The sequence below is a fragment of the Pseudomonas sp. NY8896 genome (assembly GCF_039634505.1).
Genome location: NZ_CP132350.1, coordinates 6,134,008 through 6,157,244, shown reverse-complemented (window position 1 = coordinate 6,157,244; position 23,237 = coordinate 6,134,008). Strand labels below are relative to the sequence as shown.

Here is a 23,237-nt window from a genome sequence, read left to right as displayed (position 1 = left end):
TCCGCGATTCAAACGACGGTGAACAGCGGCTGGTCGAACTCAACCGGCTGGCCGTCTTCTACCAGGATGGCGTCGATGACACCGCCAACATCGGCTTCGATGTGGTTCATCATCTTCATGGCTTCAACGATGCACAGGGTGTCGCCCTTTTTCACCGTCTGGCCAACTTCAGCGAAGTTAGGCGAGGTCGGCGAAGGCTTGCGGTAGAAGGTGCCGACCATTGGCGAACGGATCACGGTGCCTTTCAGGGCTGGGGCAGCAGCAGCGGCTTCGGCGACAGGGGCGGCGGCGGCAACTGGCGCAGCAACCGGGGCGGCAGCCATCGGTGCTGGTGCGTAGAACTGCTGGGCAGCTGGGGTTTTGCTGTGACGGCTGATACGGACCGACTCTTCGCCTTCCTTGATCTCCAGTTCGTCGATGCCAGACTCTTCCAGCAGCTCGATCAGTTTCTTGACTTTACGGATATCCATTAATCATCAACTCCCAAAGGTTCGGTCAGGGGGCGAAATACAAAAAAACGTATCGGAACGTTTCTCTCGAACCCCGGCCCACTTAGGCCAGGGTTTTCATCATTTGGGCTGTGCGTTGGCAGCCAGTTGTTCCAGCGCGGACTCCAGGGCCAGGCGATAACCGCTGGCGCCCAGGCCGCAGATCACCCCTACGGCAACATCGGAAAAGTAGGAGTGGTGACGGAACGGTTCGCGTTTGTGCACGTTGGACAGGTGCACTTCGATGAATGGGATGCTCACCGCAAGCAATGCGTCACGTAATGCGACGCTTGTGTGGGTGAAAGCAGCCGGATTGATCAGGATGAAGTCCACACCCTCGTTGCGTGCGGCGTGAATGCGGTCGATCAATTCGTATTCGGCATTGCTCTGCAGGTACTGCAGATGGTGGCCTGCGGCGCGGGCACGTTGCTCCAGGTCCTGGTTGATCTGGGCCAGGGTCACGGCGCCGTAATGGCCTGGCTCGCGAGTACCGAGCAGGTTGAGGTTGGGGCCGTGGAGCACCAGTAGCGTTGCCATCTGCGGATTCCTTGGATTTGTAGGGCAATTCGACACAGCGCGGCGAGTGTGCCGTAAAGCGACCGCAAGTGTCCAGTTCCCGGCAATAGCCAGCACGATGTCCGAGATTCGCGCGAAGTATGTGACCAAATAATTAAATCTGGTCACTGATTTCAGGATTTTCCCCGCCTCGCGGGAAGTTATAGACCGGCTTTGCCGCGTACGCGTGCCAGAATTTGTGCAAATTCAGCGGCGTTTATTTCGCCTATCACCCGATCAGCGGTAATTTCGCTGCCGTTCGCTGCAAAGAACAGCAGGGCAGGCGGGCCGAACAGCTGGTAGCGGTCGAGCAGTTTGCGTTGCTCGGCATTGCTTTCGGTGATGTCGAAACGCAGCAGTTTGAAGCCGGTCAACTGTGTCTGCACCTGGGGCGCATTGAGCACCTCATGCTCGATCACCTTGCAACTGATGCACCAGTCGGCGTACCAGTCCAGCAGCACTGGCTGCCCGGCCGCCTTGGCTTGCGCCAAGGCCGCGTCCAATGCGTCAGGCGTGGTGATGGTCTGCCAGGCATCGGCCTTTGCCGTCGGGCTGGCGCCGCTGGCGCCCAGTGTTGCAACTGGCAGCGGTCGCAGTGGGTCGCCCTGGCCACTGAGGGCGCCGTACCAACAGGCCAGCGCGTACACCAGCAAGGCCAGGCCGAGCAGTTGCGCCAGGCGCTGGGGCGCGGTTTTGACGACGAGCTCCAGGGCTCCGAGGAACAGGGCCACGCCAGCAGCGAGGAAGCCGACCAGCAGCAAGGTCACAGGGCCTGGCAGTACACGGCTGAGCAAGCCGATGGCCAGCCCCAGCAGCAGCACGCCGATGGCGTTTTTCACCGTGTTCATCCAAGGGCCGCTTTTCGGCAGCCAGGCTGCGCCACCGGTGGCCACCAGTAGCAACGGTGCGCCCATGCCCAAACCCAGGGCGAACAGCTTGAGCGCGCCGCCCAGGGCATCGCCGCTGGCGCTGATATACAGCAGGGCACCGGCCAGGGGCGCCGAGACGCACGGCGAAACCAGCAGGCTGGAGAGCACACCAAGTATTGCCGCGCCTAGCAGAGAGCCGCCGCGGGTATGGTTGGCGACGTTGTTCAGGCGGTTGCTCAGGGCCTGGGGCAGCTTCAGTTCGAACAGGCCGAACATGGCCAGGGCGAATACCACGAAGAACAGCGCGAAAGGCACCAGCACCCAGGCCGACTGCAGGCGTGCCTGCAGGTTCAGGCCCGCACCGAACAGGCCCATCAGGGCGCCGAGTGCCGCAAAGCTGGCAGCCATAGGCAGCACGTAGGCCAGCGACAGCGACAGCCCGCGTAGCCCGCCAACCTGGCCGCGCAGCACCACGCCAGACAGGATCGGCAGCATCGGCAGGACGCAGGGCGTGAAGGTCAGGCCGACCCCGGCGAGGAAGAACAGCAGCAGCGACTTCCAGTTCCAGGCAGGGGTGGTGGTGGTCGGCGTGTTGCCAAGGCCTTCGCCATCGATGGTCAGGCGTGCGGTTTCCGGTGGGTAGCACAGGCCTTTGTCGGCGCAGCCCTGGTAGCCCACCAGCAAGGTGAAGGCGCGCGGGTCGTTGCGTGGCAGCTCGATGTCGAGCACACCGTGGTACACCTCGACGTCGCCGAAAAACTCATCGTGCTTGGCTTCGCCCTTGGGGATGTTCGGCGTGCCAAGGGCGATATCGGCCGGTTCCGTGCGGAACTGGAAACGGTGGCGGTAGAGGTAATAGCCATCGGTGGCGACGAAACGCAGCTTGATGGTTTGCGCGTCGGCCTGGACCAGGTTGAGCTTGAAGGCTTCGTGCACCGGCAGGAAGTCGGCGTTGTTGGCCAGCGAAGCGGCGCCGAGTGTGGCGCTGGGGCGGTTGTCGAGCAGGCCCGTGGCGAAGGCAGGGCTGGCCAGCAGCAGGAACAGCAGGAAAAACAGGCGGCGCATGGCGGACTCGCGAGGTGGAACGTGCTGGGCATGATAGCGGAGTTGGTGTGGGTTGGGGCCAGTAGTGCCTGCCATGACATATGCGGCGCCTATGAGATCGAGCGCCGCCCGCGCGGCGCATCGCGAGCTGCGCTCGCTCCTACGTTTGTTTCGGGCCAATTATTTCTGTGCGATTTGCGCGCGAACGCCTTGGCGCATGGCGCGATATCGCGTCGTACAAACAAGGCGGTCGCGTGCGCCTGCCACAGGCGTTACTGGCCAATAACAAACGTAGGAGCGAGCGCAGCTCGCGATGCGCCGCGCGGGCGGCGCTCGATCTCACAGGCGCTGAAAGATCCAGGTCAGACTCTGAACGCCCGCACCGCCCGGTTCAGCTCGCCGCCCAGGCTCAGCAAATGCTCGCCTTGCTCACGCCCCTCACCAATACGCTGCAAGTTGTCCTCACCCAGCTCATGAATCCGCTCGCTGTGGTCACGAATTTCGCTCACCGCGCCGCTCTGCTGCGCCGTGACATCGGCAATCCGCACGGCCGTGTCCGAGATGGTACGAATGGCACAGACAATCTCATCCAGTGCTCCGTCTGCCGCCTGGGCCTGATTGGCCGTGGCCTCGGCATGCTCAAGCTGTGCGCGCATGCCGGCCACCGAGCCTCTGGCCGCCTGCTGCAAGCGGTCGATCAGGGCCTGAATCTCGCCGGTAGCGCCTGTGGTGCGCTGTGCCAACGAGCGCACCTCATCGGCCACCACGGCAAAGCCACGGCCCATCTCACCGGCGCGGGCCGCTTCGATCGCGGCGTTCAGTGCCAGCAGGTTGGTCTGCTCGGCAATCGAGCGGATTACCGTCAGTACGCCGCCGATGGTTGCCGACTCTTCCGCCAACTGCTCGATCATGCGGGCGTTGCCTTGCACTTCATCGACCAGGTCACGCAAGCCCGACAGGCTCTGGCCAATTACGGCCTGGCCTTGCTCCACGGCGCGCCCGGCATCGCGGCTGGCATCGGCGGCGGCGCTCGCATCCCCCGCCACTTGCTGAATGGTCGCCTCCAGTTCACCGAGGGCATCGCGGATCTGCCCGGTATCGCCGGCTTGGCGCTCGGCGCCATCGTGCAGCGCGACGCTCATGCCGGCCAGCGCGTGGCTGCTGCCGGCCACTTGCTCGGCGTTGTGGCGGATGGTGCCGACCAACTCGACCAGGTACTGACGCAGGCGGTTGAGCGACGCCTGGATGTCGTGCAGTTCGCGGTTGGTCTTGCCCAGCGCGATGGCCTGGGCGAAGTCGCCTTCGGCCCAGCGCGACAGAGCCGGGGCCAAGCCGGTCAGGGTGCGGGCCAGGCGCCGCTGCAGGGTGTCGATCAGTAGCGCGATCAGCAGGATCAGGCCGATCATCAGGCCTTGGATGATGCGCACTTCGGCAGCGATTTTTGCATGCTGGCCGCGTACCTCGGGCTCCAGCGCGGCGATGGCCTGCTGCACCGCCTCCAGGCGCTGGCGGGTGCTGGCCGCCAGGGCGACGCGGCGCTCGATTTGTTCGCGGGTGCGTTGCAGCTCGGCCGGGTAGCGGCTGAGCAGGCTTTGCAGTTCGCGCTTCAGGCCTACGGCAATGTCTTCCTGCTGGGCGCTGGCCTGGGACGCCAGGCCCATCATCGCGGCGAAGTCGTCGGCGCCGGATTCGGCCGCACGGGTTACGCCGAGCAGGGGCAGACCGTCGACCACCTGGGCCTGGACGCGGATCAGTTGCAGCTCGCGCTCGACTTCGTCGGCCAGCTCCGGGCGGCCGCTGCTGACCAGCTTGTCGCGGGCCAGTGACAGCCGGCCCAGGTGCACGGTGGCGTTGAGCAGTGGCAGCAGGTAACGGTTGGCCTCGGCATTGCCGCTGTCGCGGGCGTAGCCGGCCATTTGTTCAAGGTTCGCCCCCAGCTCCCGCTCGGCTTGCAGCAGCAAGGCTTGTGGGTCGCCGGCCAGCTTGCCGGCGGCCAGCAGTTCATTGGCAGTGAAGGCCTGCAGGCTGTCCAGGCTAGGGCGCAATTGCTCGGCCAGCTCAACGGGCCAGTCGGCCAGGGCGGCCTGCAGCTGCTGGTTGGCTTCCATGGCGGCGGCATGGCGCAGGGCATCGCCGCTGCCCAGGTACGCCTGGATGTTGCGTGCCGCCTGGTTCTGGAACTGTTGGGACAGGCCCAGGTAGCGCTCCATCATCTGGTAGGGGCGCTCCAGGGCCCGCTGCGACCACCACAGGGTTGCGCCCAAGGCGAGGCACACGGTCACCAGCAACAGGGTGTTGAAATTGGTCAGCCACTTCAGGCGCATAGCCGCGAGCTTCCTGGTGAGGGGGAGTGGCGGCTGAAGTTATTGCGATTTTGTGACGCGGTGATGACGGCAAGGGCTTGGCGCCAGAAAAAAGTGGCACAGTGCCGGTACGGTTTTAAGTGACTTAGGGCTCTACACGCACTACGCAATTGCGCCCCGCGTGCTTGGCCCGGTACAGCGCTTCGTCCGCCGCACTGGCCATGGTCAGTGCATCCAGCCCCTCGTCCAGCTGTACGACTCCGGCACTGAAGGTGCACTGCAAATCCCGTGGCTGCGCCGGGTAGAGAATCTCGGCAAAGCGCCGGCGAATTTCGTCCAGTACCCTGTGTGCCGCGTCCAGCGCGGTATTGGGCATGACGATGGCGAACTCTTCGCCACCATAGCGGCCAATGAAATCGGTCTTGCGCAAGCGCTGCTTGAGGAACAACGCCAGGCTCTTGATCACCCGATCGCCCATGGGGTGGCCGTGGCGGTCGTTGATCTTTTTGAAGTGGTCGATATCGAGCATGGCAAAGCTCAACGGCTGCTGTTCGCGGCGGGCGCGGAAGCTGCAGTCTTCCAGCAGTTGCAGGATGTGGGTGTGGTTGTACAGCCCGGTCAGGCTGTCGCGCACCATGCGCGCCTTCAAGTGCCGGGCGCGGGCGGCGCGGTTGCGCACGGTGGTGATCAGGTGACGTGAGCGAAAGGGTTTGGTCAAAAAGTCATCACCGCCTTCGCTCATGGCATCCAGCTGCTTGTCCAGGTCGTCCTCGGCTGACAGGTAGATGATCGGCACGCTCACATAACGGTCACTGTGGCGAATCACCTTGGCCAGTTCCGGGCCGGTGCAGGCTGGCATGTACAGGTCGAGGATGATCAGGTCGGGCTGGAAGTCGGCAAGCTCGGCCATGGTACGGATCGGGTCGGTCAGGCTGCGGGTGACCATGCCGGCGCCGGCCAGCACCCGCTCGGTGTACAGGGCCTGGGTGCGCGAGTCGTCGATGATCAGCACGCGCAGCGGGTCGTGCGGGGTGGCATTGGTCAGCAGTTCGACCTTTTCCAGCAGGCTGGAAGCCTCCAGGCTGCCGGTGAGAAAGTCCTGGCCACCGGCGCGTACGGCGGCAAGGCGGGTTGGGGTGTCGGCTTCGTGGTGGCTGAAGAACAGCAGCGGAATATGTCGCGCCAACCCTTGCTGCACCTGGGCGGCCAGCTGCAGGCCTTGGCCCGTACCGGTGAAGTCGACATCCATGATGATGGCCGAAGGCGGGTACTCGCAGATCGAGGCGAGAAACGCCGTAGCATTGGGCAGTGCTTGCACCACCAGGCCGAAGAACTCCAGTTGCTGGGCCAACCGCTGGGCACGCTCATGATCCTGCAGCAGGATGTACACCGGTTTGCGTGGGGGCGGCAGCAGCAGTGGGTCGAGCGGGTCGTCCTTGCGCAGGCCGTTACGCGTCAGCTGTTGCACGGGGCATTGCGGGCTCGGCTCGACTGCTTTGCTCATGTCCTGGCTACTTATAGGTTGGGATGTGCAGGGGCAATGATGGCTCTATGCTAGCAGCTCTTTTCAAGCGCGTGACTGCCCTGCATCAACAAAGCGGCCAGAACGAATATTCAGTTACTGACTGAATGGTCGCTTATGCGTACGGTGGTGTCTGCTTTATAGTGCTGCCACGCGGGCTTGCCGTGGCACCCTGGCGCAGGCCTGTGGTCCAAGCCCCTGAACCGTCGTGACTGATTAAGGACAAAGCCATGCTGGACTGGAAAAACCGCGAGGCCAAAGCCGAGCCCCGTGAGCGTGTCGATGGCCGCGGCGCTGCCGCCCGTAGCTACCTTGGCGGCCTGTGGAGCCGCGCCCTGGGGACCCTGATCGGGTTGTACCTGCTGGTGTGTATCGGCCTTGGCTGGTACTGGAGCCAGGAGCCCGCGCTGTTCCCGGTGCAGCAGAATGCCCAGGCCGCTGCCGAGCGCAATGGCCAGCAAATGGTGGTGGGCTACACCACCCTCGAAACCCTCAAGACCGTTGCCGGCACCTTGCTGAACAAGCCGGGCGGCTACATTTCCAACGACCGCTTCCCGCCAGGGCTGTGGATGGACAACATGCCGAGTTGGGAATATGGCGTGCTGGTCCAGGTACGCGACCTGTCGCGCGCGCTGCGCAAGGACTTCGCCCGGTCGCAGTCGCAGTCCACCGAAGACGCCGACCTGGCCAAGGCCGAGCCGCGATTCAACTTCGACAACAAGAGCTGGATCTTGCCATCGAGCGAGTCGGAGTTCGAAGAGGGCATCAAGTCGCTGTCCCGCTACCAGACTCGCCTGGCTGCTGGCGACAAGGGCGCGATCTTCTACACCCGTGCCGACAACCTGAACAACTGGCTGGGTGACGTGGCCACTCGCCTGGGCTCGCTGTCGCAGCGGCTGTCGGCCAGCGTTGGCCGGGTCAAGCTCAACAGCACGCTGAAGACCGAGTCGGTCGTCGCCGGCCAGGCGCCGCAAGTGGACGAGGAGTTGGTGGAAACCCCGTGGCTGCAGATTGACAACGTGTTCTATGAAGCCCGTGGCCAGGCGTGGGCGCTGTCGCACCTGCTGCGTGCTATCGAGGTGGACTTTGCCGATGTGCTGGCCAAGAAGAACGCCACGGTCAGCGTGCGCCAGATCATCCGCGAGCTGGAAGCCTCGCAAGAGCCGCTGTGGAGCCCAATGGTGCTGAACGGCAGTGGCTTCGGCATGTGGGCCAACCACTCGCTGGTCATGGCCAACTACATTTCCCGGGCCAACGCCGCGGTTATCGACCTGCGTCAGTTGCTGTCGCAGGGTTGATGATGGCTATCAGCCCAACCGAGGCCGCCCACCGTGCGGCTTCCGACCGCGAACTGGTCACCTGGGTGGACGAAGCCGACCAGGTGCTGGGCGCGTTGCCCCGTGCCGAGTTGCGTGAGCGCGGGTTGATCGGGCGTTGCACGTTCATCCTGCTGTTCAACAGTGCCGGTGAGCTGTGTGTGCATCGTCGCACCCTGAGCAAGGCGCTGTACCCAGGGTATTGGGATGTGGCGGCAGGCGGCATGGTCGCGGCCGGGGAGGCGTATGCCGAGTCGGCCGCACGTGAGCTGGCCGAAGAGCTGGGGATCGAAGGTGCGCAGCTGCGTTTCCACGAGCGGTTCTACTTTGACCAGCCGGACAACCGTCTGTGGTGTGCGGTGTATTCGGCGGTGTCCGATGCGCCATTGCGACTGCAGCCGGAAGAGGTGATCGAGGCGCGGTTCATTGGCCTGGAGCAGGCTGAGCAGGAAAGCCTCAGCAAGCCATATTGCCCGGACTCGTTGGCGGCGTTGCAGCGCTACAAGCTTAGCTTGAAATAAAGCAGGGGCCGCTTTGCGGCCCGATCGCGACACAAGGCCGCTCCTACAAGAGGTCGCGTCCCCCGGCCTTGCGCGGTCTCCTGTAGGAGCGGCCTTGTGTCGCGATCGGGCTGCAAAGCAGCCCCAATACGCGAAGGGTCGCAAAACATTCGCAAAATGCCGCAATCCTGTACTTAGCAACGGCTGCATTTATCGTTACACTGCGCGCCCTTTTCGGGCTGTCGCAAGTCTTGCGGCAGTAGCGCCGCCCCTGCCAGAGTGGGGCTTCGCGGTCGGCCTCAACCCCAAGGCACGACCAGTTTTTGTCCTCAGCACAGAGGAACAAAAGTGGCCAAGAAAGCTTCTTCCTTTTCCGCCCTTGGCGGTCTCGTGTATTCCACCGACGCTGGTCGGCACTGCCCTGACTGTGGCCAGCCAGTGGATGCCTGCATCTGCAAGCAGCAAATTATCCCCGAAGGCGACGGCATTGCCCGTGTGCGCCGTGAGAGCAAAGGCCGTGGCGGCAAGACCGTGACCACCGTCACCGGCGTGCCGCTGCCGCCCGACCAGCTCAAAGAGCTGGCGACCACGCTCAAGCGCCGCTGCGGTACCGGCGGCGCTCTGAAGGACGGGGTTATCGAGATCCAGGGCGACCATGTCGAGCTGTTGATCGGCGAGCTGACCAAACAGGGTTTCAAGGCGAAAAAGTCCGGCGGCTGAGGCCATCGCGCGATTTTTTGCCCAGCGCTTTCTAAACTCGTTCCCGTGGCCAGGGTCTATGCCTGAACACGGATGAATCGTCATTTTCAGCTTTTACACTCGCTCCGCTGCCTGCGGGGCAGTGTCTTCGACTTATCTATAGGGGACTTGAATGTCCGTACGACGCACACGCAAAGACGATGGTAGCCAATGGACCGTGGCCGACAGCCGCAGTGTTTATGGCATCCGCCATTGGGGCGCTGGTTATTTCGCCATCAATGAAGCCGGGCGCGTCGAAGTGCGCCCCAACGGCCCCAACAGCGCGCCGATCGACCTGTACGAACAGGTTGACGAACTGCGCCAGAGCGGCCTGTCGCTGCCCTTGCTGGTGCGCTTCCCCGACATTCTGCAGGACCGCGTACGCCAGCTAACTGGTGCGTTCGATGCCAACATCGCGCGCCTGGAGTACCAGAGCCAGTACACCGCGCTGTACCCGATCAAGGTCAACCAGCAGGAAGCGGTGGTGGAAAACATCATCGCCACGCAAAACGTTTCCATTGGCCTGGAAGCCGGCTCCAAACCCGAGCTGCTGGCCGTACTGGCGCTGGCGCCGAAGGGCGGCACCATCGTCTGCAACGGCTACAAGGACCGTGAGTTCATTCGCCTGGCGTTGATGGGCCAGAAGCTCGGCCACAACGTGTTCATCGTCATCGAGAAAGAGTCGGAAGTGGCGCTGGTGATCGAAGAGGCCGCCGAGCTGAAGGTGAAACCGCAGGTCGGCCTGCGCGTGCGCCTGTCGTCGCTGGCTTCGAGCAAGTGGGCCGATACCGGTGGCGAAAAGTCCAAGTTCGGTTTGTCTGCCGCCCAGCTGCTCTCTGTAGTACAGCGCTTCCGCGATGCAGGCCTGGACCAGGGCATTCGCCTGCTGCACTTCCACATGGGGTCGCAGATCGCCAACCTGGCTGACTATCAGCACGGTTTCAAGGAAGCCATCCGTTACTACGGCGAACTGCGTGCGCTGGGCCTGCCGGTCGACCACATCGACGTTGGCGGTGGCCTGGGCGTGGACTACGACGGCACCCACTCGCGCAATGCCAGCTCGATCAACTACGACATGGACGACTACGCCGGCGTGGTGGTGGGCATGCTCAAGGAGTTCTGCGACGCGCAGGGCCTGCCGCACCCGCACATCTTCTCCGAGAGTGGCCGCTCGTTGACAGCGCACCACGCCATGCTGGTGATCCAGGTGACCGACGTCGAGAAACACAACGACGACGTACCCACCATCGAGAACAAGGAAGCCCTGCCCGAGACCGTGCAGTGGCTGGTCGACCTGCTTGGCCCGACCGATATCGAGATGGTCACCGAGACTTACTGGCGCGCCACCCACTATATGGGTGACGTGGCCGCGCAGTATGCCGATGGCAAGATCAGCCTGGGCGAGAAGGCCCTGGCCGAACAGTGCTATTTTGCCGTCTGCCGCCGCCTGCACAACTCGCTCAAGGCCCGCCAGCGCTCGCACCGTCAGGTGCTGGACGAGCTGAACGACAAGCTGGCCGACAAGTACATCTGCAACTTCTCGGTGTTCCAGAGCCTGCCGGACACCTGGGCCATCGGCCAGGTACTGCCGATCATCCCGCTGCACCGCCTGGACGAAGAGCCGATGCGACGTGCGGTATTGCAGGACCTGACCTGCGACTCCGACGGCAAGATCAACCAGTACGTTGATGAGCAGAGCATCGAGACCAGCATGCCGGTGCATGCGCTGAAGGAGGGCGAGGACTACCTGCTGGGCGTGTTCCTGGTCGGTGCCTACCAGGAAATCCTGGGCGATATGCACAACCTGTTCGGCGACACCGACTCGGTGAACATCTACCAGAACGCCGACGGCAGCGTGTACCACGCCGGTATCGAGACCCACGACACCATCGAAGACATGCTGCGCTACGTGCACCTGTCGCCGGAGGAGTTGATGACGCATTACCGCGACAAGGTGGCCAGCGCCAAGATCACCGCACGTGAGCGTACCCAGTTCCTGGATGCCTTGCGCCTTGGGTTGACCCGGTCTTCGTACTTGTCGTCGTAACCGCCGGGGCCGCTTTGCGGCCCATCGCGACACAAGGCCGTTCCTACAGGCGATCGCGCAGTAATTGCCATACGCGATTTCCCTGTAGGAGCGGCCTTGCGTCGCGAACTGAGGGCGCAGCCCTCACGGCGTCATACCCGGTAATGATCCGCCTACGCCATCCCTCATTGCGACACCTATCCTGCGAATGCAATGTTCAAAGGAATTCGACATGGACCGTCACGGCAATCATCGCTTGCGCCAAGGGCGCTTTTCAGAGTCAGGCAGGCTTTATCTGCTAACTACCGTTACCCGCCAACGGCGCCCGCTGTTCCAGAACCTCTGGTTTGCACGAGCGGCCATTAATCAATTGCGCCTGAGTGATCATGAAGGTAGTTGCCGTACGTTGGCTTGGGCTCTGATGCCAGACCATCTGCATTGGTTGATCGAGCTTGGGCCTACCAGCCTGGACAAACTCATGTGTGCTTTCAAGTCACGCAGCAGTTGTGCGCTTTACCGTATAGGTGCCGAGCGAAAGCACATCTGGCAGCCTGGCTTTTATGACCGGGCATTGCGCAAGGATGAGGATGTAAGGGCTGCTGCCCGCTACATCATCGCCAACCCGATTCGGGCGGGTCTGGTTCGACGAGCGGGGGAGTACCCACATTGGAATTGTGTGTGGCTGTGAGCCGGCAGGTGAGGGCTTCGCCCTCATTTCGCGACACAAGGCCGCTCCTACAGGGATCGCGATACCGAGCCGTTCCGCGATCCCGGCATTACCGAACCCACTCACCTTTCTGCTGCAACCGCCACCCCACCCACCCCAGCGTCACCGCCCGCAACCCCATGAACCCGAGAAACGCCAACCATAGCCCATGGTTGCCGAACCCGTTCATGGCCACCGCCACCGGCAGTGCAATCAGTACCGACACCACCATCGCATTGCGCATCTCCCGCGCCCGCGTCGCACCGATGAACAACCCATCCAGCAAGTAACTCCACACTGCAATCAACGGCAGTACCGCCAGGTAGGGCAAATACGGATAGGCCGCATTGCGCACGCTTTCGATGTCGGTCTGCAGGTCGATGAACAAGTGCCCGCCCAGCAGGAACAACCCGGCAAACCCCAAACTGGTGATCAGCGACCAGCCACAGGCCACCACCAACGAACGGCGCAAGGTGTCGCGGTCGCGGGCACCAATGGCATGGCCGCACAGGGCCTCGACCGCATGCGCCAGCCCGTCGAGGGCATAGGCCGTCAGCAGCAGGCCATTGAGCAGCAGGGCGTTGGCCGCCACCGTGGCCTCACCCAGGCGCGCCCCCTGCACAGTAATCAGCAGGAACACCAGTTGCAGCGCCAGGCTGCGCAGGAAAATATCGCGGTTGACCGCCAGCAGCGGGCGCCAGGCCTGCCAGCGTTTGAGCGCTGCCCAGGCGATCTGCCCCGGGTAGGCACGCAGTGCCGGGCGGGTCAGGGCCAGGCCGAGCAGCGCGGCGCTCCATTCGGCAATGACCGAAGCCCGTGCCGACCCCAGTACGCCCCAATCCAGGCCCAGCACGAACCACAGGTTCAGGACGATGTTCAGCAGGTTGGTGGTCAGCAGGATGGCCAGTGGCGCCCGGGCGTTCTGGGTGCCCAGAAACCAGCCAACCAGCGCATAGCTGGCAAGCGCCGCAGGCAGGCCAAGCAGGCGGGTATGGAAGAAGTCTTCGGTGGATTGCTGCAGGGCTGCACTGGGTTGCATCGCATGCAGTGCCAGCTGGCTGAACGGCAGAGCCAGCAGGCCGATCATCAGGGCGAAACCGACCGCCAAAAGCAGCCCTTGTACCAGCACCTGGCGCAACGCGGCGCCGTCGCCACGGCCAGCGGCCTGTGCGGCGAAGCCAGTGGAGCCCATGCGCAGGAAGCCCATCAGGCCAACCATGAAGGTGAACAAAGTGGCGCCCACGGCCACGGCGCCTAGCTGGTGGGCGTGGGGGAGGTGGCCGATGACGGTGCTGTCGACCAGCGCCACCAGCGGTACGGAGATGTTGGACAAGATCATCGGTGCGGCCAGCGCCCAGACCTTGTGGTGGGTAGGGCGGTGGCGCCAGTCGGCGGAGAGTTGGGACATTTGCTTACCAAGGGGCTTGGGGCCGCTGTACGCCCCTTTAACGAAGGCCACAGTGTAACCACCAGGCAACCATTTCGCGCGACCGTGGTCTCACTGGGCGCGCAACGCCGGGTGCCGCACCTGACGTTGCGCTATAGTTGCTGCCCTCACGTACACGCTGCCCAAGAGTTCCTACTCCATGTTCAACAAAGGATTGTTGCTGGCCTGCGCGCTGGCGTTGCTCAGTGCCTGTGACTCATCCGCGCCGGACAAACCGGCGCCGGACAAACCGGCGGCCACCGCGCCCGCCGAAGCCCCCGCCCCCAAACGCGAAGACCCGGCCGTGCTCGCCAAGCGCTACGAGGGCCGCGAACTCACGGTGCTGGATGTATCCGAAGTGCAGCTCGATGGCGCTGCGACGCTGTCGATCAGCTTCTCCGCGCCGCTGGATGCCAAGCAGGACTTCGCCACCAAGGTGCACCTGGTCGACACCGTCAAAGGCAAGCTCGACGGCGCCTGGGAGCTCTCCGACAACCAGATGGAACTGCGCCTGCGTCACCTGGAACCGCAGCGCAAGCTGGTGCTGACCGTCGACAAGGGCCTGCTGGCGGTCAACGGCAAGCAACTGGACAGTGAATCGATCACCCAGCTGGAAACCCGCGACATGCAGCCGACCATCGGCTTTGCCAGCCGCGGCTCGCTGCTGCCCACGCGCCTGGCCGAGGGGCTGCCGGTGATTGCCCTGAACGTCGACAAGGTCGATGTCGAGTTTTTCCGGGTGAAGCCGGAAATGCTCTCGTCTTTCCTGGCCAGCTGGGGGCGCAACAGCAGCCTGTACTACTACCAGTCCAAGGAAACCCTGGACATGGCCGAGCTGGTCTACAGCGGCCGCTTCGACCTCAACCCCGCCCGCAACACCCGCGAAACCGTGCTGCTGCCCATCGCCGGCATCAAGCCGCTGCAGGACCCGGGCGTGTACCTGGCAGTGATGCGTGCTTCGGGCACTTACGACTACTCGCAGCCGGCGACCCTGTTCACCCTCAGCGACATCGGCGTGTCGGCGCACCGCTACCGCGACCGCCTGGACGTGTTCGCGCAGGCGCTGGAAGGCGGCAAGGCGATGAGCGGCGTCAATCTCGAAATCCATGACGAGAAGGGCAAGTTGCTGGCCCAGGCCAGCACCGATGGCAAGGGCCACGCCCAGCTGCCGATCACGTCCAAGGCCGATACCCTGATTGCTACCCAAGGTGTGCACACCACCCTGCTGCGCCTGAACACCGCCGCCCTGGACCTGGCCGAGTTCGACATTACCGGCCCGCAAGCCAACCCGTTGCAGTTCTTCATCTTCGGCCCGCGTGACCTGTATCGCCCAGGCGAAACGGTGCTGCTCAACGGCCTTCTGCGCGACCAGGACGGCAAGCCGGTCAAGGCCCAGCCGGTGAGTGTGGAAGTGCGTCGCCCGGATGAGCAGGTGAGCCGCAAGTTCGTCTGGGAGGCCGACAGCAATGGCTTGTACCAATACCAGTTGCAGCTCGCCACCGAGGCCCCGACTGGCCGTTGGCAACTGCTGCTCGACCTGGGCGGCGGGCGCAAGCAGGTGTATGAATTTCTCGTCGAGGACTTCCTGCCTGAACGCCTGGCGCTGGAGCTGAAGGGCAGCAGCACGCCGCTGTCGCCGGAGGAGGATGCGCGCATCCAGGTCAATGGCCGTTACCTCTATGGCGCCCCGGCTGCCGGTAATCGCCTGAGTGGCCAGGCCTATGTGCGTCCCCTTCGCGAAGCGGTGCCTGCGCTGCCGGGCTACCAGTTCGGCTCGGTCACCGAAACCGAGCTGAACCAGGACCTGGAGCTGGACGAAGTCACGCTCGATCAGGCTGGCAAGGCCGTGGTCGATATCGAAAGCCGTTGGGCCGAAGCCCGCTCACCGCTGCAACTGACCGTGCAGGCCAGCCTGCAGGAGTCCGGTGGCCGGCCGATCACCCGTCGTCTGGAGCAACCGATCTGGCCTGCCGAGCGCCTGCCGGGCCTGCGTGGCCTGTTCGAGGGTGAGGAAACCGATAGCGACGGGCCGGTGGAGTTCGAATTCCTGGTGGCCGACCGCGACGGCAACAAGCTGGCGGCCAACGACCTCAAGGTACGTCTGATTCGCGAGCGTCGAGACTACTACTGGAACTACTCGCAGAGCGATGGCTGGAGCTACGCCTACAACGAGAAGTTCCTCACCCAGCGTGAGGAGACCGTTAGCGTCAAGGCCGGCTCCACGGCCAAACTGAGCTTCCAGGTTGAATGGGGCCCGTACCGCGTGGAGGTCGAAGACCCGCAGACCGGCCTGGTGTCCAGCGAGCGCTTCTGGGCCGGTTATCGCGCCCAAGATAACGCCGAAGGCGGCGCGGTGCGCCCGGACCAGGTCAAGCTGGCGCTGGATAAACCGTCCTACGCCGATGGCGCTACTGCCAAGGTCACCGTCACGCCACCTGCTGCTGGCAGCGGCTACCTGATGATCGAGTCCAGCGATGGCCCGCTGTGGTGGCAGGAGATCGACGTGCCCGCCGAGGGCAAGACCTTTGATGTGCAACTGGACAACGCCTGGGCGCGCCACGACCTTTACATCAGCGCGCTGGTGATTCGCCCTGGAGAGCGCAAGGCCAACGCCACACCAAAACGCGCCGTGGGTGTGCTGCACCTGCCGTTGGACCGCGCCGAACGCAAGCTGGCGGTGAGCCTGCAGGCACCCGAAAAAATGCGCCCGAAACAGCCGCTGACCGTAAAGGTGAAAGCCGCCAATGCCGATGGCAGCGTGCCCAAGCAGGTGCATGTGCTGTTGTCTGCGGTGGACGTGGGCATCCTCAACATCACTGATTTCAAAACCCCGGATCCGTTTGCCAGCCTGTTCGGGCGCAAGGCCTATGGTGCCGACCAACTGGACATCTACGGCCAGTTGATCGAAGCCGGCCAGGGCCGCCTGGCGAGCCTGGCGTTTGGCGGTGACGCGGCAATGGCCAAGGGTGGCAAGCGCCCTAACACCACGGTCACCATCGTCGCCCAGCAGAGCCTGCCGGTGACCCTGGACGACAAGGGTGAGGGCCAGGCCACGGTCGATATCCCCGACTTCAACGGCGAACTGCGGCTGATGGCCCAGGCCTGGACCGAAGAACACTTCGGCATGGCAGAAGGCAAAACCGTGGTCGCTGCACCGTTGATTGCCGAGCTGTCGGCACCGCGCTTCCTGGCCGGTGGCGACCGCACCAGCCTGGCACTGGACCTGGCCAACCTGTCGGGCCGTGCTCAACAGTTGAACGTTGAAATCACCATCGATGGGCAACTGAGCCTGGCGGCCAACGCCGTGCAGAGCGTTAACCTGACCGAAGGCCAGCGCTCGACACTGATGATCCCGGTACAGGCCCAAGGGGGCCTGGGGCAGGGTAAAGTGCATGTGCGGGTCACTGGCCTGCAGTTGCCAAACGAGCCCGCCACCGCGTTCGAGCGTGAGTGGACATTGGGCGTGCGCCCAGCTTATCCGGCGATGCTCAAGCACTACCGCGTGGCGTTGAAAGACCAGCCATGGACCTTGCCTGAAGCGGACCTGGCAGCTTTCGAACCTGCCGGCCTGGAAGCCAGCCTGGCCTTGTCGAGCCGGCCGCCGCTGAACCTGGCCGAGCAGATTCGCGCGTTGGAAGCCTACCCCTACGGTTGCCTGGAACAGACCACCAGCGGCCTGTACCCGTCGTTGTACGCTGATGCCGATAGCCTCAAACGCCTGGGCATCAAGGGCGAGCCGGCGCAGGTGCGCAAGCGCAAGATCGAAATGGGCATCGAGCACCTGCTGGGCATGCAGCGCTACAACGGCAGCTTTGGCCTGTGGAGTTCGGACAGCGAAGAAGAGTACTGGCTAACCGCCTACGTCACCGACTTCCTGCTGCGTGCCCGTGACCAAGGTTACGGCGTGCCGGCCGAAGCGCTGAAGAAGGCCAGCGAGCGCCTGCTGCGCTACCTGCAGGAACGCAACCTGATCGAAGTCGACTACAGCGAAAATGCCGACCACACTCGCTTTGCCGTGCAGGCCTACGCGGCGCTGGTGCTGTCGCGCAGCCAGCAGGCGCCATTGGGTGCCCTGCGAGGCCTGTTCGAGCGCCGCGCCGATGCCCGTTCTGGCCTACCGCTGGTGCAATTGGCGGTGGCACTGGACAAGATGGGTGACAAACCGCGTGCCGAGCAAGCCTTGCAGGCGGGCCTGGGCATCAGCCGTGGCAAAGGCTGGATGGCCGATTACGGCAGCGCCCTGCGTGACCAGGCGCTGATCCTGGCACTGCTGCAGGAAAGCAACCTGGCCAGCAGCCAGGTCGATCAGCGCCTGTTCGCCTTGTCGGATGAGCTGGCGGCCAACCGCTGGCTGTCTACCCAGGAGCGCAATGCACTGTTCCTTGCCGGCCGTAGCCTGCTGGGCAAGCCGGAAGGCAAGTGGCAGGCACGCCTGGACAGTGCTGGCGAGGTGCGCGAGTTCAACAATGCCGAGGCCGGCATGAAGCTGGAAGGCCCGCTACTGGCATCGCCGCTGAGTGTGCAGAACGAAGGCAGCGAGACGCTGTACCAGCAGCTGACCTTGTCGGGCTACCCACGCCAGGCGCCTGCTGCTGGCGGCAATGGCCTGCAGATTCGCCGAGAGTACTTGGGCATGAATGGCCAGCCGCTGGACCTGCACAACCTGCGCAGTGGTGACTTGGTGCTGGTGCACCTGGCGCTCAAGGCTGAAGACCGTGTACCGGATGCGCTGGTGGTGGATTTGCTGCCAGCAGGCCTGGAGCTGGAAAACCAGAACCTGGCGCAAAGCGCCGCCAGCCTGGACAACGCCAGCAGCGCGGTGAAGGAGTGGCGCGAGTCTATGCAGAACGCCAGCGTAGTGCACCAGGAGTACCGTGATGACCGTTATGTTGCCGCGCTCAAGCTCGACAGCTACGGCACCACCCACCTGCTGTACCTGGCGCGGGCAGTGACCCCGGGCACCTACCGCGTACCGCCGCCGCAGGTTGAGTCGATGTACCGGCCGAACCTGCAGGCTGTGGGCGATGGGCAAGGGGAGATGACCGTAAAAGCCCGCTGAGGCTACGCGGTCTGTTGTAGGAGCGGCCTTGTGTCGCGATCGGGCCGCAAAGCGGCCCCAAAACCTGAGCGCGCGGAGCAACTGTGGTACCGCGTCGCCAGGTTTTGCGGCCGCTGCGCGCCCGATCGCGACGCAAGGCCGCTCCTACAGGAATGGCGCAGTTTCTAGTGAATCACCCAACTCATCACCCACAACCCCAGCACCAGCCAGATGATCCCGAGGATGATCGAGGCGCGCATGAACGCACGGATTGCCGAGTACAGCAGCATAAGGCCGATGATCAGGGCCAGGATGCTGAGTAGCGAGGTGTCCATGCCCAAGGTGCGCGCCAGGCCGTCGATGAAATTGCCACCGGCATTGGCCAGCAGGTTGAACAGCCCGCTCAATGCGTCGACGATGAAGCGGATCAACGACCCCAGTGCCTGGCCCAACCACTCGAAAAAACCTTCTACATGCATAGTTGCTTCCTGATGAACGAATCGGCGAGGTTGCCGTCCCAAAGCCTTTGGCCATTACCTGGCCAGGTCGGTTCCCGATGCCAAGCTTAGCGCGGCCACATCGCCATGCGGGCAGGATGTTGCGTGCCACGCTGATCGGCGTGCTGGTGCTGTGCGGCCTGTTGTGGCTGGCTGATCGTATCTGGCCGCTGCCCATGCCGGGCGACGACCTGGCCCGGGTGGTGCTGGCCGAGGACGGGACGCCGTTGTGGCGCTTTGCCGATGCTGATGGCGTGTGGCGCTACCCGGTCAGCCCCGAACAGGTGTCGCCGCTGTACCTGCAGGCCTTGCTGACTTACGAGGACCGCTGGTTCTACAGCCACCCTGGGGTCAATCCACTGGCCTTGGCCCGCGCTGCCTGGTTGAACCTGCGCGGTGGGCGCGTGGTGTCGGGCGGCAGTACGTTGTCGATGCAGGTGGCGCGCCTGCTCGACCCGCACGACCGCACCCTGGCTGGCAAACTGCGCCAGTTGTGGCGTACGGCGCAGCTGGAATGGCACTTGTCCAAGCGCGAAATCCTGCAGATCTACCTGGACCGCGCGCCGTTCGGCGGCACCTTGCAGGGCGTGGCCGCTGCCAGTTGGGCGTACCTGGGCAAGTCGCCCTTGCACCTGACACCCGCTGAAGCGGCGCTGCTGGCGGTGCTGCCCCAGGCACCCAGCCGGCTGCGCCCAGACCGCCACCACGAGCGTGCTCAGCGCGCGCGCGACAAGGTGTTGCAGCGCCTGGCCGAATACCAAGTGTGGCCTGAGCGGCAAATCCGCGAGGCGGCCGAGGAACCGTTGGTGTTGGCGCCACGCCAGGAGCCGGCCCTGGCACCCTTGCTGGCCCGGCGCCTGAACAGCGCCGACAGCCCGCCACTGATTCGCACCACGCTCGATGCCGCACTTCAGCGGCGCCTCGAAGACCTGCTGCTGGGTTGGCGCGCCCGGCTACCGGAGCGCACCTCGGCCGCCGTCCTGGTGGTCGATGCGCAGACCATGGCGGTGCGCGCTTACCTGGGCTCGATAGATTTGGCGGACGAGCGCCGTTTTGGCCATGTCGATATGGTGCGCTCGCTGCGTTCGCCCGGTTCCACCCTCAAGCCGTTTCTCTACGGCATGGCGCTGGACGATGGCCTGATCCATTCCGAATCGCTGCTGCAGGATGTGCCACGACGTTATGGCGATTATCGCCCCGGCAACTTCTCCATGGGCTTCAGCGGCCCGGTCTCGGCCAGCTCGGCGCTGGCCCTGTCGCTCAACCTGCCGGCCGTGCAATTGCTGGAGGCCTATGGCCCGAAACGCTTTGCCGCGCAGCTGCGCATGGCGGGCGTGCCGCTGATATTGCCGCCGCTGGCCGAGCCCAACCTGTCGTTGATACTGGGGGGCGCCGGCAGCCGGCTGGAAGATCTGGTGGGTGGCTACGCGGCGCTGGCACGGGACGGTAACAGTGCGAAGGTGCGTTTGCAGCCGCAGGACCCGCTGGTAGAGCGACGCCTGTTGTCGCCAGGCGCGGCGTGGATCATCCGACGCATCCTCAGTGGCCAGGCTCGCCCCGACCGCGACCCGCATGCCGAACTGGTGCAGCGCCCGCAACTGGCCTGGAAAACCGGCACCAGCTATGGCTTTCGCGATGCCTGGTCGATCGGCGTAGGGCCGCGCTACCTGATCGGCGTGTGGATCGGTCGCCCCGATGGCACGCCGGTTCCCGGGCAATTTGGCTTGGCTTCGGCGGCGCCGCTGATGCTGCAGGTGCATGACCTGCTGAGCAACCGTGACAGTCAGCGTGGCATCAGCGTGCCAGTGGCGCGTGTACCGGCAAACGTCGGTGTGGCGGCGATCTGCTGGCCGCTGGGCCAGCCGATGAGCAAGCAGGACCCCAACTGCCGACGCCAGCGCTTCGCCTGGACCCTGGATGGCACCACGCCGCCAACCTTGCAGGCCGCTGACCAACCGCTGGGCCTGGGTTTGCGCGAAAACGTGTGGGTCAACGACCAGGGCCTGCGTGTCGATGGCAGCTGCCCGGGCGCCAAGCCCCGTGAAATCGCCTTGTGGCCGGCGCCGTTGGAGCCCTGGCTGCCCCGCCTCGAACGGCGCGCGGCGCGTCTGCCCGCCCTCGACCCGGCCTGCCCGCCGCAACTACCGGCCAGCGCGCCACCGCTGTCGATCGTGGGCGTGCGCCCCGGCGATAATCTGCGTCGCCCAGCCACCAGCAGTGAGCCGCTGCAATTGCATGTATCGGCGTTGGGTGGTGGTGGACGGCGCTGGTGGTTCCTCAACGGCCAGCCGCTGGGTGAAACCCAAGGGCAGGACAGCTTGCTGCTGCGCTTGCCCCAGGTCGGGCAGGCCGAACTCAGCGCGCTGGACGAAAGTGGCGAGACGGCGCGGGTGGCGTTCCAGGTCAGCGAGTAGGTGTTCGACGGCAGCCGGGCCAGCACCTACGCTTGCAGGTGAGGGGGGTGAGCGGCGGGTGCCCCACAACCCAAGGGAACATGGAGCGCCCTATGCGTCCTCTGGCCGTGCCCCTGCTGTTGCTGCCCTGGGCGCTTGCGGCCCAGGGCGAGCCGTTGCCGGGTTTTCTCGACAGCCATGAATACGAGCGGCGCTTGCCCAGCGCCAACCTGCCGATTGCGGCCTACCGCCTCGTCAGCCCCAACATACGGCTGGCCGAGGCGGCTATCCACAAGCCTGACTGGGCTTCGGCCAATACCCCGCTGATACTGCAAAAAGTACGCTTCGAGGGCGGCACGGTGTTCCCCCTGAGCGACCTGCGTGAGCACTACCAAGCGCTGATAGGGCGCCAGACCACGTTGGGTGAATTGCAGCAATATACCGAGCGGCTGACCCAGCGTTATCGGCAGCAGGGCTACTTGTTGTCGTATGCCTATCTGCCACCGCAGGATGTGGCAGAGGGTAGGGTCAGCGTGGTGCTGGTCGAAGGTTACCTCCGTGATTACCGCGTGGACGGCGATATCGGCCCGGCCAGCGAGTATTTGCAACAGTTGCTGGCGCGCCTTGAGGCTGAGCGGCCGCTGACGCGGGAAACGCTGGAGCGTTTTCTGGGCCTGGCCGCGCGCATGCCTGGTGTGTCGGTAGAGGCTGAGCTGACAATGGCGCAGGCCGCTGATGGCGCCGCCCGGCTGACCCTGCATGCGCGGCGCAAGCCATTCGGCGCCGCTGTGACGGTGACCGACTCCAGCCGCGACACTGCACAGGCGTTGTTCACGGCAACCAGCAATGCCCAGACCCGCCATGGTGAACAACTCACGGCCAGTTGGCTGCTGCCTCCAGGAGACGACCAGGTCCATTACCAGCGTCTGGACTACAGCCAGTACCTGGACGCCGCCGGCAGTCAACTGCTGCTGTCGGCTTCGCGCTACCGCAGCGAGCCCGGCACGCGCATACGCCTTGACCATGGTCGCGATATCACCCGCGAGCACGACAGCGAGCGCTGTGCGATAGGGCTTCGTCAGCCGGTGATCGTCAGGCCGGATGAGTGGCTGGTGGTTCAGGGGCACTTGTACGCAGTTCGTGAGCGCGATGAAGACCACACGGATGAGCAGCCATCGTCTCGGGACTACGACACCTACGTGCGTGCGCTGTCGTTCGAGGGCGATTGGCGCGAGATGGAGCAGAGGCGTATGCGTATCGTCAGTGCTGGAGTCTATCAGGGCCTGGATTACCTTGGGGCTCGAAGCGATGCCGACTACGACCTGGACTTTCTGCGGCTGCGGCTTTCCGGCTTGCAGAGCGACGCACTGCTGGATAACTGGCAGGGCGTGGTGTCCGGGGCCTTGTACTGGAGTGATGACAAGTTGCCCGACAGCGAGCGCGCGGGTTTTGGCGGGCAGAGTTTTGGCCGTGGATACCCGCGTGACCAGGCGGACGGGGACAAGGGCTGGGGTGTGGCTTACGAGCTGAGCTACAGCATGCAGGGGAGCGGGCTGGCGCTGGTTCGGCCATATGCGGCAGTGGACACGGCGCAGGCCTGGCATAACCGAGGGCCGGTGGAGGATGCCCACCTGGCGTCGCTGGCGTTTGGTGTGCGGTTAGGAGATGGGCGCGTGTTCAATGTGGCGCTGGAAGTGGCCAAGCCGTTGGCGGATGTGGCGCTCGATAGCCTGGACCGTGGGCCTCGGCTGACCTTGAGCGTTGACGTTCAACTGTAGGGGCCGCGAAGCAGCCCCGGTAATTTACACGCTGCCCC

General features: G+C 64.2%; 15 protein-coding genes. 8 read left to right on the top strand and 7 right to left on the bottom strand.

All coding sequences use genetic code 11. The features are described 5' to 3' along the window. Positions 1 to 8: 8 nt before the first annotated feature. The 5 genes from accB to Q9451_RS27795 form a co-directional block, all read right to left on the bottom strand. On the bottom strand, positions 9 to 470 hold the full coding sequence (accB, locus tag Q9451_RS27815) for an acetyl-CoA carboxylase biotin carboxyl carrier protein (RefSeq protein WP_012270326.1): 462 nt from the start codon (positions 468 to 470) through the stop codon (positions 9 to 11). Between the two features lie 99 nt (positions 471 to 569). Next, complete coding sequence (gene aroQ / locus Q9451_RS27810) at positions 570 to 1,025, bottom strand: type II 3-dehydroquinate dehydratase (RefSeq protein WP_003255330.1); 456 nt, start codon at positions 1,023 to 1,025, stop codon at positions 570 to 572. Positions 1,026 to 1,204: 179 nt separating this feature from the next. Further along, the gene (locus Q9451_RS27805) at positions 1,205 to 2,977 is read right to left on the bottom strand and encodes a protein-disulfide reductase DsbD (RefSeq protein WP_012270327.1); all 1,773 of its coding nucleotides are present in this window, start codon (positions 2,975 to 2,977) and stop codon (positions 1,205 to 1,207) included. A 341-nt stretch (positions 2,978 to 3,318) separates the two neighbouring features. After that, positions 3,319 to 5,280 (bottom strand): methyl-accepting chemotaxis protein, encoded by a 1,962-nt coding sequence (locus tag Q9451_RS27800; RefSeq protein WP_012270328.1) that lies wholly within the window; start codon positions 5,278 to 5,280, stop codon positions 3,319 to 3,321. 124 nt (positions 5,281 to 5,404) lie between these two features. Continuing rightward, positions 5,405 to 6,763, bottom strand: a complete 1,359-nt coding sequence (locus Q9451_RS27795; RefSeq protein ID WP_012270329.1) for a diguanylate cyclase — start codon at positions 6,761 to 6,763, stop codon at positions 5,405 to 5,407. Positions 6,764 to 7,011: 248 nt separating this feature from the next. Here Q9451_RS27795 and Q9451_RS27790 point away from each other — a divergent pair, with 248 nt between their 5' ends. The 5 genes from Q9451_RS27790 (at position 7,012) to Q9451_RS27770 (ending at position 12,049) form a co-directional block, all read left to right on the top strand. Then, complete coding sequence (locus Q9451_RS27790) at positions 7,012 to 8,079, top strand: DUF2333 family protein (RefSeq protein WP_012270330.1); 1,068 nt, start codon at positions 7,012 to 7,014, stop codon at positions 8,077 to 8,079. Between the two features lie 2 nt (positions 8,080 to 8,081). Continuing rightward, on the top strand, positions 8,082 to 8,618 hold the full coding sequence (locus tag Q9451_RS27785) for an NUDIX hydrolase (protein WP_012270331.1): 537 nt from the start codon (positions 8,082 to 8,084) through the stop codon (positions 8,616 to 8,618). A 327-nt stretch (positions 8,619 to 8,945) separates the two neighbouring features. Next, a complete protein-coding gene (locus tag Q9451_RS27780) occupies positions 8,946 to 9,317 on the top strand; it encodes a translation initiation factor Sui1 (RefSeq protein WP_012270332.1) in 372 nt (123 codons plus the stop codon). Positions 9,318 to 9,468: 151 nt separating this feature from the next. Further along, on the top strand, positions 9,469 to 11,382 hold the full coding sequence (speA, locus tag Q9451_RS27775) for an arginine decarboxylase (RefSeq protein ID WP_012270333.1): 1,914 nt from the start codon (positions 9,469 to 9,471) through the stop codon (positions 11,380 to 11,382). 211 nt (positions 11,383 to 11,593) lie between these two features. Beyond that, the gene (locus Q9451_RS27770) at positions 11,594 to 12,049 is read left to right on the top strand and encodes a transposase (protein ID WP_012270334.1); all 456 of its coding nucleotides are present in this window, start codon (positions 11,594 to 11,596) and stop codon (positions 12,047 to 12,049) included. Positions 12,050 to 12,137: 88 nt separating this feature from the next. Here Q9451_RS27770 and Q9451_RS27765 read toward each other — a convergent pair whose 3' ends face one another. After that, entirely contained in the window at positions 12,138 to 13,475 is a 1,338-nt protein-coding gene (locus tag Q9451_RS27765) for an MATE family efflux transporter (RefSeq protein ID WP_012270335.1), read from the bottom strand. 178 nt (positions 13,476 to 13,653) lie between these two features. On the opposite strand from Q9451_RS27765, the gene Q9451_RS27760 reads away from it, so the two are divergent. Then, positions 13,654 to 18,552, top strand: coding sequence for an alpha-2-macroglobulin (locus Q9451_RS27760; protein WP_012270336.1), 4,899 nt, complete (start codon positions 13,654 to 13,656; stop codon positions 18,550 to 18,552). A gap of 164 nt (positions 18,553 to 18,716) precedes the next feature. Here the strand turns inward: Q9451_RS27760 and Q9451_RS27755 are convergent, their stop codons facing one another. Beyond that, positions 18,717 to 19,010 (bottom strand): hypothetical protein, encoded by a 294-nt coding sequence (locus Q9451_RS27755; RefSeq protein ID WP_012270337.1) that lies wholly within the window; start codon positions 19,008 to 19,010, stop codon positions 18,717 to 18,719. Positions 19,011 to 19,087: 77 nt separating this feature from the next. Here Q9451_RS27755 and pbpC point away from each other — a divergent pair, with 77 nt between their 5' ends. Together pbpC and Q9451_RS27745 are read left to right on the top strand one after the other, a co-directional pair. After that, complete coding sequence (gene pbpC / locus Q9451_RS27750) at positions 19,088 to 21,442, top strand: peptidoglycan glycosyltransferase PbpC (protein WP_012270338.1); 2,355 nt, start codon at positions 19,088 to 19,090, stop codon at positions 21,440 to 21,442. A gap of 92 nt (positions 21,443 to 21,534) precedes the next feature. Beyond that, the gene (locus Q9451_RS27745; RefSeq protein WP_012270339.1) at positions 21,535 to 23,199 is read left to right on the top strand and encodes a POTRA domain-containing protein; all 1,665 of its coding nucleotides are present in this window, start codon (positions 21,535 to 21,537) and stop codon (positions 23,197 to 23,199) included. The last annotated feature ends 38 nt before the right edge of the window (positions 23,200 to 23,237 follow it).